At 60.0% G+C, this 13681-nt stretch carries 14 protein-coding genes; 8 read left to right on the forward strand and 6 right to left on the reverse strand.

The features are described 5' to 3' along the window. The 3 genes from ALTERO38_RS04035 to ALTERO38_RS04045 are packed head-to-tail and all read right to left on the reverse strand — an operon-like array spanning nucleotide 1 to nucleotide 3938. Nucleotides 1-2016: a HAMP domain-containing sensor histidine kinase gene (locus tag ALTERO38_RS04035; protein WP_159967362.1), complete on the reverse strand. Its 2016-nt coding sequence runs from the start codon at nucleotides 2014-2016 to the stop codon at nucleotides 1-3. Between the two features lie 42 nt (nucleotides 2017-2058). Next, complete coding sequence (locus ALTERO38_RS04040) at nucleotides 2059-2973, reverse strand: putative 2-dehydropantoate 2-reductase (protein WP_159967363.1); 915 nt, start codon at nucleotides 2971-2973, stop codon at nucleotides 2059-2061. Next, entirely contained in the window at nucleotides 2970-3938 is a 969-nt protein-coding gene (locus ALTERO38_RS04045; protein WP_159967364.1) for a response regulator, read from the reverse strand. The genes ALTERO38_RS04040 and ALTERO38_RS04045 overlap by 4 nt, the downstream gene beginning before the upstream one ends. A gap of 142 nt (nucleotides 3939-4080) precedes the next feature. Here ALTERO38_RS04045 and ALTERO38_RS04050 point away from each other — a divergent pair, with 142 nt between their 5' ends. Together ALTERO38_RS04050 and ALTERO38_RS04055 are read left to right on the forward strand one after the other, a co-directional pair. Further along, nucleotides 4081-4560, forward strand: a complete 480-nt coding sequence (locus tag ALTERO38_RS04050; RefSeq protein WP_073302618.1) for a YajQ family cyclic di-GMP-binding protein — start codon at nucleotides 4081-4083, stop codon at nucleotides 4558-4560. An 87-nt stretch (nucleotides 4561-4647) separates the two neighbouring features. Continuing rightward, nucleotides 4648-5472, forward strand: a complete 825-nt coding sequence (locus ALTERO38_RS04055; protein WP_159967365.1) for a mechanosensitive ion channel family protein — start codon at nucleotides 4648-4650, stop codon at nucleotides 5470-5472. Between the two features lie 43 nt (nucleotides 5473-5515). On the opposite strand, the gene ALTERO38_RS04060 is transcribed toward ALTERO38_RS04055, so the two are convergent. Both ALTERO38_RS04060 and ALTERO38_RS04065 read right to left on the reverse strand, forming a co-directional pair. Continuing rightward, nucleotides 5516-7216, reverse strand: coding sequence for an AmpG family muropeptide MFS transporter (locus tag ALTERO38_RS04060; RefSeq protein WP_159967366.1), 1701 nt, complete (start codon nucleotides 7214-7216; stop codon nucleotides 5516-5518). A 36-nt stretch (nucleotides 7217-7252) separates the two neighbouring features. Further along, nucleotides 7253-7624 carry an MGMT family protein gene (locus tag ALTERO38_RS04065; protein ID WP_159967367.1) on the reverse strand — a complete coding sequence of 124 codons (372 nt, stop codon included), beginning with the start codon at nucleotides 7622-7624 and terminating at the stop codon, nucleotides 7253-7255. A 129-nt stretch (nucleotides 7625-7753) separates the two neighbouring features. Between ALTERO38_RS04065 and ALTERO38_RS04070 the strand changes: the two genes are divergently transcribed. After that, the gene (locus ALTERO38_RS04070) at nucleotides 7754-8770 is read left to right on the forward strand and encodes a DUF481 domain-containing protein (RefSeq protein ID WP_159969627.1); all 1017 of its coding nucleotides are present in this window, start codon (nucleotides 7754-7756) and stop codon (nucleotides 8768-8770) included. A 56-nt stretch (nucleotides 8771-8826) separates the two neighbouring features. Here ALTERO38_RS04070 and ALTERO38_RS04075 read toward each other — a convergent pair whose 3' ends face one another. Next, complete coding sequence (locus ALTERO38_RS04075) at nucleotides 8827-9585, reverse strand: SDR family oxidoreductase (protein ID WP_102837983.1); 759 nt, start codon at nucleotides 9583-9585, stop codon at nucleotides 8827-8829. A gap of 100 nt (nucleotides 9586-9685) precedes the next feature. On the opposite strand from ALTERO38_RS04075, the gene ALTERO38_RS04080 reads away from it, so the two are divergent. The 5 genes from ALTERO38_RS04080 to ALTERO38_RS04100 all read left to right on the forward strand — a co-directional run bounded on the left by ALTERO38_RS04080 (nucleotide 9686) and on the right by ALTERO38_RS04100 (nucleotide 13664). Beyond that, entirely contained in the window at nucleotides 9686-10390 is a 705-nt protein-coding gene (locus ALTERO38_RS04080) for a HugZ family protein (protein ID WP_159967368.1), read from the forward strand. A gap of 127 nt (nucleotides 10391-10517) precedes the next feature. Beyond that, a complete protein-coding gene (locus ALTERO38_RS04085) occupies nucleotides 10518-10982 on the forward strand; it encodes an FxsA family protein (protein ID WP_159967369.1) in 465 nt (154 codons plus the stop codon). A 251-nt stretch (nucleotides 10983-11233) separates the two neighbouring features. Further along, nucleotides 11234-11527 (forward strand): co-chaperone GroES, encoded by a 294-nt coding sequence (locus ALTERO38_RS04090; RefSeq protein ID WP_019340746.1) that lies wholly within the window; start codon nucleotides 11234-11236, stop codon nucleotides 11525-11527. A 57-nt stretch (nucleotides 11528-11584) separates the two neighbouring features. After that, on the forward strand, nucleotides 11585-13234 hold the full coding sequence (groL, locus tag ALTERO38_RS04095; protein ID WP_019340747.1) for a chaperonin GroEL: 1650 nt from the start codon (nucleotides 11585-11587) through the stop codon (nucleotides 13232-13234). A 199-nt stretch (nucleotides 13235-13433) separates the two neighbouring features. Next, entirely contained in the window at nucleotides 13434-13664 is a 231-nt protein-coding gene (locus ALTERO38_RS04100) for a hypothetical protein (RefSeq protein ID WP_159967370.1), read from the forward strand. Nucleotides 13665-13681 lie beyond the last annotated feature (17 nt).

A 13681-nucleotide genomic window follows, 5' to 3' on the forward strand; every position in this document is an offset into this window, starting at 1 on the left:
TCAGCTGTTGGTGGGTTCACTAGGCGAGACCAGCGGCAGGCGCAGGGTAAAGCAGGTGCCCTGGTCTGGCCTGGATTGCACTTCCATCTGGCCCTTGTGATTGTTGGTGATGATGAAATACGAAACGGAAAGCCCCAGCCCGGTTCCCTGACCCACCTCTTTGGTGGTGAAAAACGGCTCGAAGATCCGCTTGCGGATGTGTTCCGGAATGCCGCTGCCGTTGTCTTCGACCTGGATTTCAGCCCAGGGTGGATTCAGGCGTGTGCGCAAAGTGATCTGCCCGCGGACTCGCTCGGGCTTTTGGTGGATGGCCTGCGCCGCGTTTTTCAGCAGATTCAGCAGTACCTGCTCCAGCTCGTTACCGATGCAGGGCACGCGATCAATCTGAGGATCGAAATCACGGACGATTTCGATAGCACGGAAATCGAAGCCTTCGATCAGTGCGAAGTCATTACCGGCGATTTCCAGTGCCTGGTCGATCAGAACCCCCAGCTGACATTCGGCCAGCTGGCGGTTGCTGAGCCGGGTAAAGCTGAGCATATGGCTGACGATCTTGGCTGCACGTGAGCCTGCCTGTTGAATGCCATCGAGCAGCTGGGGTATTTCGCGTCGTTGCAGGTACTGGTTCACCGCCTCCAGCAAAACACCGGTTTCGTCGGCAGCTTCTCGGTTGCGCTCCAAGTCGGGGGAGAGGCGTCGGCGGATGTTCTGTGCATTGTGCAGGATGGCCCCGAGCGGGTTGTTGATCTCGTGCGCCATCCCCGCGGCGAGGCTGCCGACCGAGAGCATCTTCTCCGACTGCACCATGATCTCTTCCATATTGATCCGCTCGGTAATGTCGTCGATGCGGATCACCACGCCGCGCCCGCCACCCCCCATCAAGGGATACAGCGTCAAGGCGTAGTGCCGAGGCTCGTCGTTGAACGCCCAGGTGACCCGTTCAATCTTTTCGACCTGATGATGTTCGGATGTCCGGCGGATCTGAGTGAGGAACGGGCGCAGCGGCTCGAAGGCAATAAACACCGGTTGGTTCAGGGCGTCGTCGATGGACGTTCCGGATAGCGCACTGGCCTGTTGATTCCACTGAGTCACGTAGAGTTGCTCGTCCAGCGCGATGAGCACCGAAGGCATCGAGTCGATGATGCTGTTCAGGTAATTCTGGAAGCCGGTGAGTTTCTTTTCGATCTTGCTGCGAACCTGCACTTCCAATTCCAGTTTGCGGTTGGAATGGCGGGTTTCCTCCGCCAGGCCCTGGGCGTGATCAAACGCTTCCTGGGCCTCGTCGCGGGCGCGTTTGAGCTGCTGCTCGCGGGCCTCCATGCGCGACAGCATGGTGTTAAAGGCATCGGCCAGATGGCCGATTTCGTCCCGGTTTTTCGGTGTTGCCCTCAGGGAGTAGTCCTCGTCTCGCGTCACCTGCCGGGACAGGGCTTCCAGGTCGCGGATCGGGCGGGTGATCAGACGGCGAATCTGTCGGGCCACTAACGCCCATAGCAGCAGGCTGGCAAGGAGGATCGCGAGGCTGGCGGTAAAGGTGCCGGTGTAGAACGCGCCTGGCAGCTCGCTGCTGGCGACCATCAACAAATGGCCAGGTGGCCCGGCGGCTTGCGGCAGCTCGATCAGCAGATTGGCGCGCATCTCGCTCTTCTGCCACTCAGGCAATTCGTCCACCTGCTGCGGTAGATCCAGGGGATCGCCACGATACAGCTCAGCCAGGCGGCGTCCGGTGCGGTCATAGACCACGGCGGCCCGCAGCGGCGCATATTCGTTCAGCTTGCCGAGCAGCTCATCAGCGGCGGCTTTGGATTCCAGTGCTCGGTTACTCAGTTCGGGTGTGGCGAACAGCGCACCGAGCGTATGCATCGCCTGGGGCGCGACGCTCTGGCGTGAAATCCAGTAGGCCGCGCTGATGAACGTGAGGTTGGAAACCAGCAACAAGGTAGCCAACAGCACGAGCAGGGCGATCAGCAGCTTGCGGCCGACCGGAAGGTTTTCGAGGCGCTGGCGCAGGGTCATGGCAGGTACGGGCGAAGGGTGTTTCTGCAGGGTAGCGGTGGCTCAGTCGTCGGGCAATCCGTGATGGCGAAGGAGCGCCTGGAGCCGATCGAGCAATTCGCTCAGCGTCGGTGTCACCACCCCATGCTGATGTGCGGCGCGACAAGCCTGGCCCAGCAGAAAGCTGACTTCAGTCCGGCGCCCGTTCTGCACGTCCTGATGCATCGATGAAAAATTCTGAGCGGTCGCCTGGATGATGCGCAGCACTTCAGCTTCGAGCCCATCGGCTGCGTCCACCTGGTCGCATGCTCGCAGCACTTCGCTGAGCTCGCAGCAGAGCCTGTGCAGCGGCTGAGGGTGATTCAATAGCTCGCCGTTGCGACAATCGTTCAGCACGCTAAGCGGGTTGATGGCGCAGTTGATCGCCAGCTTGCGCCAGAGCTTGGCCATGATGTCTTCGGCCCAGCTGTATGGGATGTCTGCCAGGTTCAGCTCGGCAAGCCACGGCGGTGGTTGGCGGTTGACCGGATCGCCGAGCCAGTTCTGCCCCCGACCGGCGTGCACGATTTGAAAGCCGGCTTGGCGGTAGGCCCCTTCGGTGCTGGAAATGAAGATACAGCGGCTCTCTGGCCACCGTTCCGCAATGGCCTGCTGGCTGCCCAGCCCGTTCTGCAGGAGCAGGATTTCCGAATGTTTGGTAAGTCGCGGTGCAACCTCCGCGACAGCGGCTTCCGCCTCATAGGCTTTGCAGGCGACCAGCAGCCGTTCTATCGGCGTGGTGGCCTCTGGTAGCTCCGCGGGTATCGCGTAGAGACGGCCTGTACCGTTCTCGAGCTCAAGACCACCCGCGGCGTGGTATTCGGCAAGCCGTTTTGGATTACGCAGAATCAGATGCAGCGGCACGCCAGCGCGGAACAATCGCGTAGCCCATAGCCCGCCCAGACTGCCGGCGCCGAGCACATGCCAAACTCCTGTCATGACACGGGCTGCTTGTAGCGCAGGGGCACGATACGTCCCGTGGCGTATGCGTCAGGTAATAATGTTTCAGCCTGCGCAATAACCTGCTTGGGATCCACCGGCAGCGCGCTCGCATCAAGGCTGACCATGGCGATACCGGCCTTGATCGAGATAAAGCCCTCACCGGTCTTGAACGCTTTGAGGTTAAGTCCTTCGTGGAGTCGCTTGAAACTGCTTGGTGAGCAGCCGCGCAGGTCGTCGATCAGCGTCAGCGCGCCGAAATGACGATCATCCAGGCGGGTGAGCACGTCGAGCGGACGTACTAGCTGCTGAAGGCGTCGCGCGACACCGCGCAGTAGTTCCTGATGAAAGTGCTCACCGTAGCGCTCCCGTTGGCTGGGGATCTCCGGTAAGCCTATCAGCAGATAGCACAGCGCACCGCCGCGGCTCTCGACCTGGCGCAGGCTGTCGCCAAGGCGCTGATGGAGGTAACGGCTGTTTCCAAGCCCCGTGATCGGGTCGATCAGGTTGCGCTTCTCCAGGCTGGCGATGTTTTCGGTCAACAGGCGGTTTTCCCGCATCAGCCGCTGCAGTGAGCCGCACAGTCTATCGGCGGCATACACCCGGGGCACGAGCTGGTCGTTCATCACCGACTTGCCGATGAAATCATCCACGCCGTGATCGAAGGCCTTGCTCAGCACGTCCTGGCCGTCGCGTCCGGTCAGGAGAATGATGTAGGTGTAATGATCGGACATCTCATCCTGCTGGCGGACTTGGGCAGTGAGCTCCAGGCCATCCATTTCCGGCATCAGCCAGTCGGCCAGCAGAACATTGGCAGGGCGTTGTTCGATCAGCTCCAACGCCGCGCTTGCACTGTTGGCGAAACGAATGTCTTCGTATCCGGCCTTGGTCAGCGCGCGACCTATCATGACGCTGGAAAATTTGGCGTCGTCGACCACCAGGATGCTGAGTTGGGGGTTGGGCATTCAGGGACTCGGAGAAGGAGAGGGCTGTCACTGGGAAGGGAAGGGCCAGAGCAGCGCGAACAGTTATAATGATGGCGCATTTGAACCGTCAAGCTAAGCGCGCTGGGTCACACCCTTGCGCCGTTCCCAAAGGAGGAAGCCCATGCCCTCGTTCGACGTGGTGTCCGAACTGGACAAACACGAGGTAACCAATGCGGTTGATAACGCGGTCAAGGAGCTCGACCGTCGCTATGACCTGCGTGGCAAAGGCAGTTTCGAATTCAAGGAACTGACCATCAATCTGACCGCCGACGCGGATTTCCAATTGGAGCAGATGCTGGAAATCCTCAAGTTGAGCCTGGTCAAACGCAAGATCGATATCCAGTGTCTGGAGCTGAAGGATCCCTATCCGTCCGGCAAGACCGTCAAGCAGGAAGTGGTGCTGCGCGAGGGTATCGACAAGGAGCTGGCCAAGAAGATCGTCGCGTACATCAAGGAAGCCAAGCTCAAGGTGCAAGCGGCTATTCAGGGCGAGCAGGTGCGTGTGACCGGCAAGAAGCGCGACGACCTGCAGGAAGCAATCGCCCTATTGCGCGCCAAGGACTTCGGGATGCCCCTGCAATTCAACAACTTCCGCGATTGATCACCCCGCGCACGTTTTCGTGCCACTTCCCGCATTAGCCGAGCGCCTCTAACCGGGACGCTCGGTGCCCCATGGAGACCCTTTTCAATGGATTTCAGTGTCGATTACCTGGTCGAGCTTTCCGAGGCCTGGTTGCCTGTTGTCATTCAATACGGCGCGCAAGTCACCCTGGCGCTTCTCACTTTTCTCATCGGCTGGTGGCTGATCAACAAGCTTGTCGGCAAAGTGGGTACGGTATTGAATCGCCGCCAGGTAGACGCTTCGCTGCATGGCTTCATCGAAAGCCTGGCAAGCATCATCCTCAAGGTACTGCTGGTGATCAGTGTCGCGTCGATGATCGGCGTCGAGACCACATCGTTCATCGCCGTGATAGGTGCAGCCGGTCTCGCGATCGGTCTGGCTTTGCAGGGCAGCCTGGGCAACTTCGCCGGAGGCGTGCTGATCCTGATCTTCCGCCCCATCCGGGTTGGCGAATGGATTGAAGCTCAGGGCGTGTCCGGCACCGTGCATTCGATCCAGATCTTCCACACCGTCCTCAAGTCTGCTGACAACAAAACCATCGTGGTGCCCAACGGCAGCCTTTCGAACGGCCATATCACCAACTATTCCCGCGAGCCGCGACGTCGCGCGGACATCAATATCGGTATCGATTACAGCGCCGATATCAAGCTGGCTCGCAAGATCCTGCTGGAAATCGCCGAGGACGAGCGTGTTCTACGCGATCCTGAGCCGGTGGTTCATGTGGTCGGGCTGGCGGACAGTTCGGTGAATCTGTCGCTGCGGGTATGGGTCGCCACCGGCGATTTCTGGCCAGTGACCTTCGGCTTCACTGAACTGGTCAAGGAGCGCTTCGACGCCGCGGGGATCGGTATTCCGTTCCCGCAGCGCACCGTGCATCTGGTACAGCGCTGATCTGCGACGCGAAAAGAAAAGCCGGCTGATGCCGGCTTTTTTATTAGCTGTGCTCGGTCGAGGACATCGGTTCGGCGCTGCTGGGTTGCTGGCGGCTGCGCGTCCACTGCCAGACAATCAGGACCAGTGTCGGTATGCCAAGCAACGCAGTCACAAGGAAGAAGTTGCTGTAACCCAGCTGCTCAACCATGACGCCGGAATAGCCGCCCAACAGCCTGGGCAGCAACAGCATCAATGAGCTGAGCAGGGCGTACTGGGTAGCGGAGAATTTCAGATTGGTCAGGCTCGAAAGATAAGCAACGAATGCGGTCGAGGCCAGTCCGCCGCTGAAGTTGTCGCAGGAGATCGTGACGATCAGCATGTTGAGGTTGGCGCCCATTTCCACCAGCAACATGAACATCAGGTTGGTCGCCGCCGATGCAGCGCCGCCGATGAACAGGATGGGCAGGATGCTAAAGCGCACGATCAGCAAACCGCCAAAGGCAGCGCCTAGCAATGTCATGATCAAGCCAAAGAGCTTGCTGACGCTGGCGATCTGATCCTTGCTGAAGCCCTGGTCGATGTAGAACACGTTGGCCATGACCCCCATTACCGTGTCCGACATCCGATAGGTGGCGATCAGCCCCAGCAGCAACAGGGCCTGCCAGCGGTAGCGCAGGATGAAGTCGGTGATAGGCGTCAGCACCGGGCCCATCAGAATTCGGCCCGGACCTGAGAGACAGCCCCAACAGATCAGCAGATACATGGTGCCGCGTGGCCAGTAGCCGCCCCAGTAGGATTGGAACATGCCTGTGGTCGATACCATGAGGATGATCAGGACAATCACCGAAACGGCCTGGTGGACGAAATCGAAGCGTGCCGGGCGCTGACGTTGACCGGCTTGCTGGAGCATCTGGCGCACCGGAATCATCAGCGACCGCCCCCAGGGTGATAGCGAACCGATGATGAACAGCAGGTACAGCGTTGCCCGTGGCCAGGCCTGGGCAATCAGTGCGTTGATCATTGCCGGGACGGAAATCAGCAACACCAGCAGCAGGCCGACCGCCGCCATCTGATGATTGAAACTGAACCTGGACGGCTCGTGCGGCAGTGGCGAGGCGCCTTGTGGCTCGGGGATCAACAGGCTGGTCAACAGGCCCGGAAGGATGAGGAGGGCGAAGGCGATATAGGTCGTGGCCCAAGCGGCCTGGTTGTATTCGACGTTGCTGGAGCCCAGCCATTCGGCCAGAAACAGTGCGCCGGCGCTGGCCAGCAGCATGGCGATGCGGTAGCCGGTCATGTAGCTCGCCGCCAACGTGGCCTGCAATTTGTCCTCGGCGATTTCCAGCCGATAGGCATCGATGGCGATGTCCTGAGTGGCCGAGGCGAAAGCCACCGCCACGGCAAGTGCGATCAGCATTGTCAGGTTCTGCTGCGGGTTGCACAAGGCCATGCCGATCAGGCCGATCGCAATCACCGCCTGCGACAGAACCAGCCATGAACGTCGGCGGCCCAGCCCGCCAATCCAGGGCAGCCGCCACTGGTCGAGCATCGGCGACCAGACCCATTTGAAGGCATACGCGAGGCTGATCCAGCTGGCAAAACCGATGGTCTCGCGAGACACGCCGGCCTCGCGCAGCCATACAGAGAGCGTGGAGAAAACCAGGATAGCTGGAAGCCCGGCAGCGAAGCCAAGAATCAGCAGAGTCAACGAGGCCGGACTGGCGTAGGCGGCTAGCGCGGCGCGCCAGGTTTCACGGGACATAAAGGCAGATCAGGGGCTGAATATGAAGCGCGCACTCTACCCGCTGTGCTCCGCCGAATGCCAGCCGTGCCGACGTATGTCGACGCGGTCGTTGATCACCTGCACACCTTCAGCGCGAAGTCGGGCACGTTGCTCCTCTCCAGATACGGTGCCGGAGGCCAGGCTGAGGCGACCGCCTGCAGCCATCACCCTGTGCCAGGGCAGGCGGGTATCGTCCGGCAATTGCGACAAGATCCGACCGACCCAGCGCGCTGCGCGACCAAGCCCCGCTACGGCGGCGAGCTCCCCGTAGCTGGTGACCTTGCCTTCGGGGATCTGAGCCAGCGCCAGATACAACGTGGCTCGGCGAGTTTCGGCATCTCCGGTGCGGGGATCGCTGTGTGGCGCATCAGCCGGCTGGCTTGTCATGGAAGGGCTCCATTGGCGATGAGGTTTGCCACGATTCGAGGCTCCGTTTAGCGGCCAGCGCTTGTTGTCTTCGGTCGCATAAGGATAATGCCTGCCTTTCTCATTTACCCCACAGACACCCACTTGCCTATGTTCTCCCGTCCGCTTTCACGAACCTTGCTTTGCGTAACCCTTTCGACGTGCTCGCTGCCGATATTTGCCGATACCGTGTGGCTGAAAAACGGTGATCGCCTGACCGGCAAGATCAGCGTGCTCGATGGCGGCAAGCTGCTCATCGAAACCGAGTATGGCGGTTCCATTCCGGTGAAATGGAGCCAGGTCGCAACGCTGGAAAGCAATCAGCAGCTGCTGGTCAAGGTAGACGCTGCGTCTGGCGAGGTTGCGAAATCACTACAGGCGGCCAGTGATGGCATGGTCACGCTCAGCAACGGCGGCGCTCCGCGTACGGTCCCGTTGAAGTCGATCACACAGATCATCCACCCGAAGCCAATCATTCAGGACCTGACCTGGAAGGGCAACGTCGATATGGCGCTGGACTACAAGCGCGCCGAAACCGATACCGACGACTACGACATTTCATTCAAGACTTCGGCGCGGCATGGCCTCTGGCGTCATAACGGTTCCGGCGGCTACAACCGTGAGTACCGCGACGGCGTGACGGCCACCGATAACTGGGAAGCCGAATATGCGCTGGACCGCTTCCTCGACGAGCACTGGTTCTGGCAGGGTCGCCTGGAATACAAGCGTGACAAGATCGAGGACGTACGGCGCCAGCGCACCATCGGTACCGGTCCGGGTTACCAGTTCTGGGACAACGAGCTGGGCGCCTTCTCGCTGGCGTCACTTGCCAACCGCAGCGACTATGAGTTCGCCAGCGGCAACACGGAAGAGTTCTATTCGTTGGCGATGAAGTGGAATTACAACCGTTATCTGGTGGGCAAGACTTTCGAGATATTCAGCAACGGTGAGATTGGCAAACCGCTGGAGAACGTCGCCGACTATGAGTTAGACGCCGAAATGGGGCTGCGTTACAAAGTGACCGACTGGGCATCGCTCAATATGAAGGCCGAGAAGGACATCGTCAGCGGCGCAGAGAGCGATCTTGACGAAACCCGCTACAGCATCGGATTCGGTGTGGGCTGGTAAGACTTATAGGGTGATCGACCGGGCGCCTCAGTGCGCCCGGCTTCGTTTCTGGTGTTCTACAGGCGCAAGCCGCCATCGAGCTCCAGAATGCGCCCGGTGTAGTAATCGTTCTCGAATATGTACGCCACCGAATGGGCGATCTCCTGGGGTTTGCCCAGGCGCTTGAGCGGAATTCCTGCGGTCATTTTTTCCAGCGCTTCGGGTTTCATGCTGGCGACCATCTCGGTCTCGATGAAGCCGGGTGCAACACCGGCGACGCGAATGCCGTAGCGCGCCAGCTCTTTCGCCCAGACCACGGTGTCTGCCGCGACGCCCGCCTTGGCGGCCGAGTAGTTCGCCTGGCCCATGTTGCCGGCACGGGATATCGAAGAAATATTGACGATCGCGCCCTGGCGCTTCAGCTCGATCATCTTCGCGGCGACCTCGCGGGTGCAGAGAAACACGCCGGTGAGGTTGACGTCGATTACCGCCTGCCATTGCGCCAGGCTCATCTTCGACAGTTCGCCGTCCTTGAGTTTGATGGTCAGCCCGTCGCGGAGAATGCCGGCGTTGTTGACCAAGCCGTCCAGACCACCAAAATCGTCGCTGACCTGGCTTACCATGTGACTGACCTGCTCTTCATTGGCAACATTGCACAGATAGGCTCGCGCATCACCGCCGGCGCTCTTGCAGGCTGCCACCGCTTCGTCCAGTCGCTCCTGGTTGAGGTCGACCAGCGCCAGTCGGGCACCCTTGCTGGCGAGGTATTCGCCCATTGCGCGTCCGAGTCCTTGGCCACCGCCAGTAATGATGATGACCTTGTCTTTCAGCTGCATGCCCATCTCCTATCTATAGCTGCCAACGTCGAGAAACGACGTCCGCTGACGAAACCGTTATGCTGATGCCCTGCCGAATCGCCCCTTTTGAGGAACTCCCGTGAGCGTTCAAGCCGCCAAGCATGCCCGACAACTCCTGCTCAAGGAATACCGCGGCGTGCTCTCGACTCACTCCAAAGCCATGCCCGGATTCCCCTTTGGCTCAGCGGTCCCTTACTGCCTGAGCGAGGAGGGCTGGCCGCTGATCCTGATCAGTCAGATCGCCCAGCACACGAAGAATCTACAGGCAGATCCGCGCTGCTCGTTGCTGGTCGCCGAACGTGGTGCCGAGGATGTACAGGCAACCGGCCGACTGACAGTGCTGGCCGAGGCGGTGCCTCTCACGGACGAAGCAGCAGTCGAGGCCGCGGCCGAGCGCTACTACCGTTATTTCCCGGAATCACGCGACTACCACCGCGTTCACGACTTCGACTTCTGGGTGTTGCAGCCAGTACGCTGGCGCTATATCGGCGGCTTCGGCGCGATTCATTGGCTCGATCAGGTGGCATTGGCCAACCCTTTTGCACCTCCACGCGGGGGCGAGGTCGACATGCTTGAGCATATGAATCAGGACCACAGCTCGGCGATTGCTCACTACGTACAGCAGGCAGGCCTACCGTCTGCTCCGGCGGCGCGCATGGTCGGCATCGACAGCGAAGGCTTTCACCTGAGCATCGGCCAGGCCATTCACTGGTTGGCGTTTCCGGATACCTGTACCAGCCCAGGCGCCGTGCGCCAGGCCTTGGTGGCGATGGCGCGGCACTGAATTAATGCCCGCGTAAGCGCAGCAAAGAATAATCCGGTTACAGCCTGTTTGGCGGATGGGTTGAATTCGCTGCAGCCCGCCGTCATCTACACAAAATCGGAAGCCGTACTTCCGCCAAGGATTATCGATGCGAATTTTCTTACTGCTGTTTCTCCTGTTCCCGCTGGCCGAGCTGGCGTTGCTGATCAAGGTCGGCGGCTCCATCGGCGTGCTGCCGACCATCCTGCTGTTGGTCATCAGTGGCATGGCTGGCATCCTGTTGATGCGCCTGGCGGGTTTCGCCACCGCGTGGCGTGCACGCGAGCGCCTGGCCCGCGGCGAATTGCCGGAACGGGAAATGCTCCAAGGCTTGATGATGGCTGTTGCCGGGGGGCTGTTGTTCCTGCCCGGATTTCTCAGCGACGTCGTCGCGCTGCTGGTGCTCTTTCCGCCGACCCGCAAACTCTTCCTCGGGTTTGTCGGGCGTCGTGTAGAAGCTCAGGCACAGCGGCGGCGAGCCTTTGCCGATGACCTGCGTCAGCAGCAGGAAGATCAGCGTGGACCGCAACGTCCCAATGTGATCGAAGGCGAGTGGGAGCGTCGCGACAAATAATCACCGCTCCTGTCGCGAAGGCATGTCTCGGCATGCCTTTTTTATTGTCGTCAAATGCAAAAAATCCTCGCCGTCGCCCTTGAAATCATTTTCCGCGCCCGCATGTAGCGGTCACCGCAAGGTCGCTGTCGCAATTTGACAGTCCGTCTTCTGCGGCTCGCATTGCGGGCCGCAACCGGCACCGCCGGATTTGCCCAACCCGCCGATGAACTGCATCGGCATGGAAACCACTGTACTAGGAGAGATCGACAATGAAGCTTCGTCCTCTGCATGACCGCGTCGTGATCCGTCGCAGCGAAGAAGAAACCAAGACCGCAGGCGGCATCGTGCTGCCGGGCTCCGCTGCTGAGAAGCCAAACCGTGGCGAAATCGTCGCTGTAGGTACTGGTCGCGTTCTGGACAACGGCGAAGTCCGTCAGCTGGCCGTCAAGGTTGGCGACCAGGTCGTATTCGGCCCTTACTCCGGCAGCAACACCGTCAAGGTCGACGGCGAAGACCTGCTGGTGATGAGCGAGAACGAAATCCTCGCCGTCGTAGAAGCCTGATCAGCGCTCGCTTATAGCGAACAGCGTTCCATCAACAGAATTTGAGGAAGAATCAACATGGCTGCTAAAGAAGTTAAATTCGGCGATTCCGCCCGCAAGAAAATGCTGGCAGGCGTCAACGTCCTGGCTGACGCGGTAAAAGCGACCCTCGGCCCGAAAGGCCGCAACGTGGTTCTGGAAAAGAGCTTCGGCGCTCCGACCATCACCAAGGACGGCGTTTCCGTTGCCAAGGAAATCGAGCTGAAGGACCGTTTCGAAAACATGGGCGCGCAGCTGGTCAAGGACGTAGCGTCCAAGGCCAACGATGAAGCTGGTGACGGCACCACCACTGCAACCGTTCTGGCCCAGGCCATTGTCAACGAAGGCCTGAAAGCTGTTGCGGCTGGCATGAACCCGATGGACCTCAAGCGCGGCATCGACAAGGCGACCATCGCCGTTGTCGCCGAGCTGAAGAACCTGGCCAAGCCGTGCACCGACTTCAAGGCCATCGCCCAGGTCGGTACCATTTCCGCCAACTCCGACAGCTCCATCGGCGCGATCATTGCCGAAGCGATGGAAAAAGTCGGCAAGGAAGGCGTCATCACCGTTGAAGAAGGCTCGGGCCTGGAAAACGAACTGTCCGTCGTTGAAGGCATGCAGTTCGATCGTGGTTACCTGTCTCCGTACTTCATCAACAAGCCGGACACCATGGTGGCCGAGCTGGACAGCCCGCTGCTGCTGCTGGTTGACAAGAAGATCTCCAACATTCGTGAGCTGCTGCCAGTTCTCGAAGCCGTTGCCAAGGCTGGCCGTCCGCTGCTGATCGTGGCTGAAGACGTTGAAGGCGAAGCCCTGGCTACTCTGGTCGTCAACAACATGCGCGGCATCGTCAAGGTCGCGGCCGTCAAGGCGCCTGGCTTCGGCGACCGCCGCAAGGCCATGCTGCAGGACATCGCGATCCTGACCGGTGGTACCGTGATTTCCGAAGAAGTCGGCCTGAGCCTGGAAACTGCTACCCTGGAGCACCTGGGTAACGCCAAGCGCGTCGTGCTGAACAAGGAAAACACCACCATCATCGACGGTGCTGGTCAGCAGGTCGACATCGAAGCCCGCGTTGCGCAGATCCGCAAGCAGGTTGAAGACACCACTTCCGACTACGACAAAGAGAAGCTGCAAGAGCGTCTGGCCAAGCTGGCTGGCGGTGTTGCCGTGATCAAGGTCGGTGCCGGCACCGAAGTCGAGATGAAAGAGAAGAAGGCCCGCGTCGAAGACGCCCTGCACGCCACTCGTGCAGCCGTCGAAGAAGGCGTGGTACCTGGCGGCGGTGTTGCCCTGGTACGCGCTCTGCAGGCCATCTCCGAGCTCAAGGGCGAGAACGAAGACCAGAACGTCGGTATCGCGCTGCTGCGTCGTGCCGTTGAAGCGCCGCTGCGTCAGATCGTTGCCAACGCTGGTGGCGAGCCGAGCGTCGTAGTCGACAAGGTCAAGCAGGGTGAAGGCAACTACGGCTTCAACGCCGCTTCCGACACCTACGGCGACATGATCGAGATGGGTATTCTGGATCCGGCCAAGGTAACCCGTTCCGCTCTGCAGGCTGCGGCCTCCATCGGCGGTCTGATGGTGACTACCGAAGCTATGGTTGCCGAGAGCATCGACGACAAAGCTGCTCCAGCCATGCCTGATATGGGTGGCATGGGCGGTATGGGTGGCATGGGCGGCATGATGTAAGCCAGCCTGTCCTGCTAAAAAAAGCCCCGCATAGTGCGGGGCTTTTTTTTGCGCGTCGCACTGTCATGGGTCGAAAAGCCGAGGCGCGTACGAACTCGACTCCGGGCTCAAATCGACCATCGGTCATATTTCTCGGCGCCGGGTCGATTGCTCGACTATGGTGATTTTCTCGAATCGCCAAATAACAAGGGCTTGCGCAATGAAACTTGAAATCGCTCGAGGATTGTTTCTTGTCGGTTCACTGGGTGTTGCGTCGCTGTGTGCGGCGGCATGGAGTGAGCCGGACGCGAAGGTGGTTGCACGAAGCGATTTAAGCAGCCATTGCGCGGTGCCGCGTATTGCCCGCGCCTCTGTTTCAGAGACGCGCCCCGATCAGGACTTGCTGTTACTTATGTACGGGCTTTCCCAGAGCCTGGTAGGGCGCAGCTGAGCGACGTTCTCGTATCT

Source organism: Pseudomonas sp. 9Ag, assembly GCF_902506445.1.
GTDB lineage: Bacteria > Pseudomonadota > Gammaproteobacteria > Pseudomonadales > Pseudomonadaceae > Stutzerimonas > Stutzerimonas stutzeri_AB.

Excerpts from the sequence above, each read along its gene's own strand:
- ALTERO38_RS04060 (WP_159967366.1), bottom strand. The coding sequence starts at position 7,216 with ATGTCCCGTGAAACCTGGCGCGCCGCGCTAGCCGCCTACGCCAGTCCG.
- ALTERO38_RS04085 (WP_159967369.1), top strand. The coding sequence starts at position 10,518 with ATGCGAATTTTCTTACTGCTGTTTCTCCTGTTCCCGCTGGCCGAGCTG.
- ALTERO38_RS04050 (WP_073302618.1), top strand. The coding sequence starts at position 4,081 with ATGCCCTCGTTCGACGTGGTGTCCGAACTGGACAAACACGAGGTAACC.
- ALTERO38_RS04090 (WP_019340746.1), top strand. The coding sequence starts at position 11,234 with ATGAAGCTTCGTCCTCTGCATGACCGCGTCGTGATCCGTCGCAGCGAA.
- ALTERO38_RS04070 (WP_159969627.1), top strand. The coding sequence starts at position 7,754 with ATGTTCTCCCGTCCGCTTTCACGAACCTTGCTTTGCGTAACCCTTTCG.
- groL (WP_019340747.1), top strand. The coding sequence starts at position 11,585 with ATGGCTGCTAAAGAAGTTAAATTCGGCGATTCCGCCCGCAAGAAAATG.
- ALTERO38_RS04040 (WP_159967363.1), bottom strand. The coding sequence starts at position 2,973 with ATGACAGGAGTTTGGCATGTGCTCGGCGCCGGCAGTCTGGGCGGGCTA.
- ALTERO38_RS04035 (WP_159967362.1), bottom strand. The coding sequence starts at position 2,016 with ATGACCCTGCGCCAGCGCCTCGAAAACCTTCCGGTCGGCCGCAAGCTG.
- ALTERO38_RS04100 (WP_159967370.1), top strand. The coding sequence starts at position 13,434 with ATGAAACTTGAAATCGCTCGAGGATTGTTTCTTGTCGGTTCACTGGGT.
- ALTERO38_RS04075 (WP_102837983.1), bottom strand. The coding sequence starts at position 9,585 with ATGCAGCTGAAAGACAAGGTCATCATCATTACTGGCGGTGGCCAAGGA.
- ALTERO38_RS04055 (WP_159967365.1), top strand. The coding sequence starts at position 4,648 with ATGGATTTCAGTGTCGATTACCTGGTCGAGCTTTCCGAGGCCTGGTTG.
- ALTERO38_RS04045 (WP_159967364.1), bottom strand. The coding sequence starts at position 3,938 with ATGCCCAACCCCCAACTCAGCATCCTGGTGGTCGACGACGCCAAATTT.
- ALTERO38_RS04065 (WP_159967367.1), bottom strand. The coding sequence starts at position 7,624 with ATGACAAGCCAGCCGGCTGATGCGCCACACAGCGATCCCCGCACCGGA.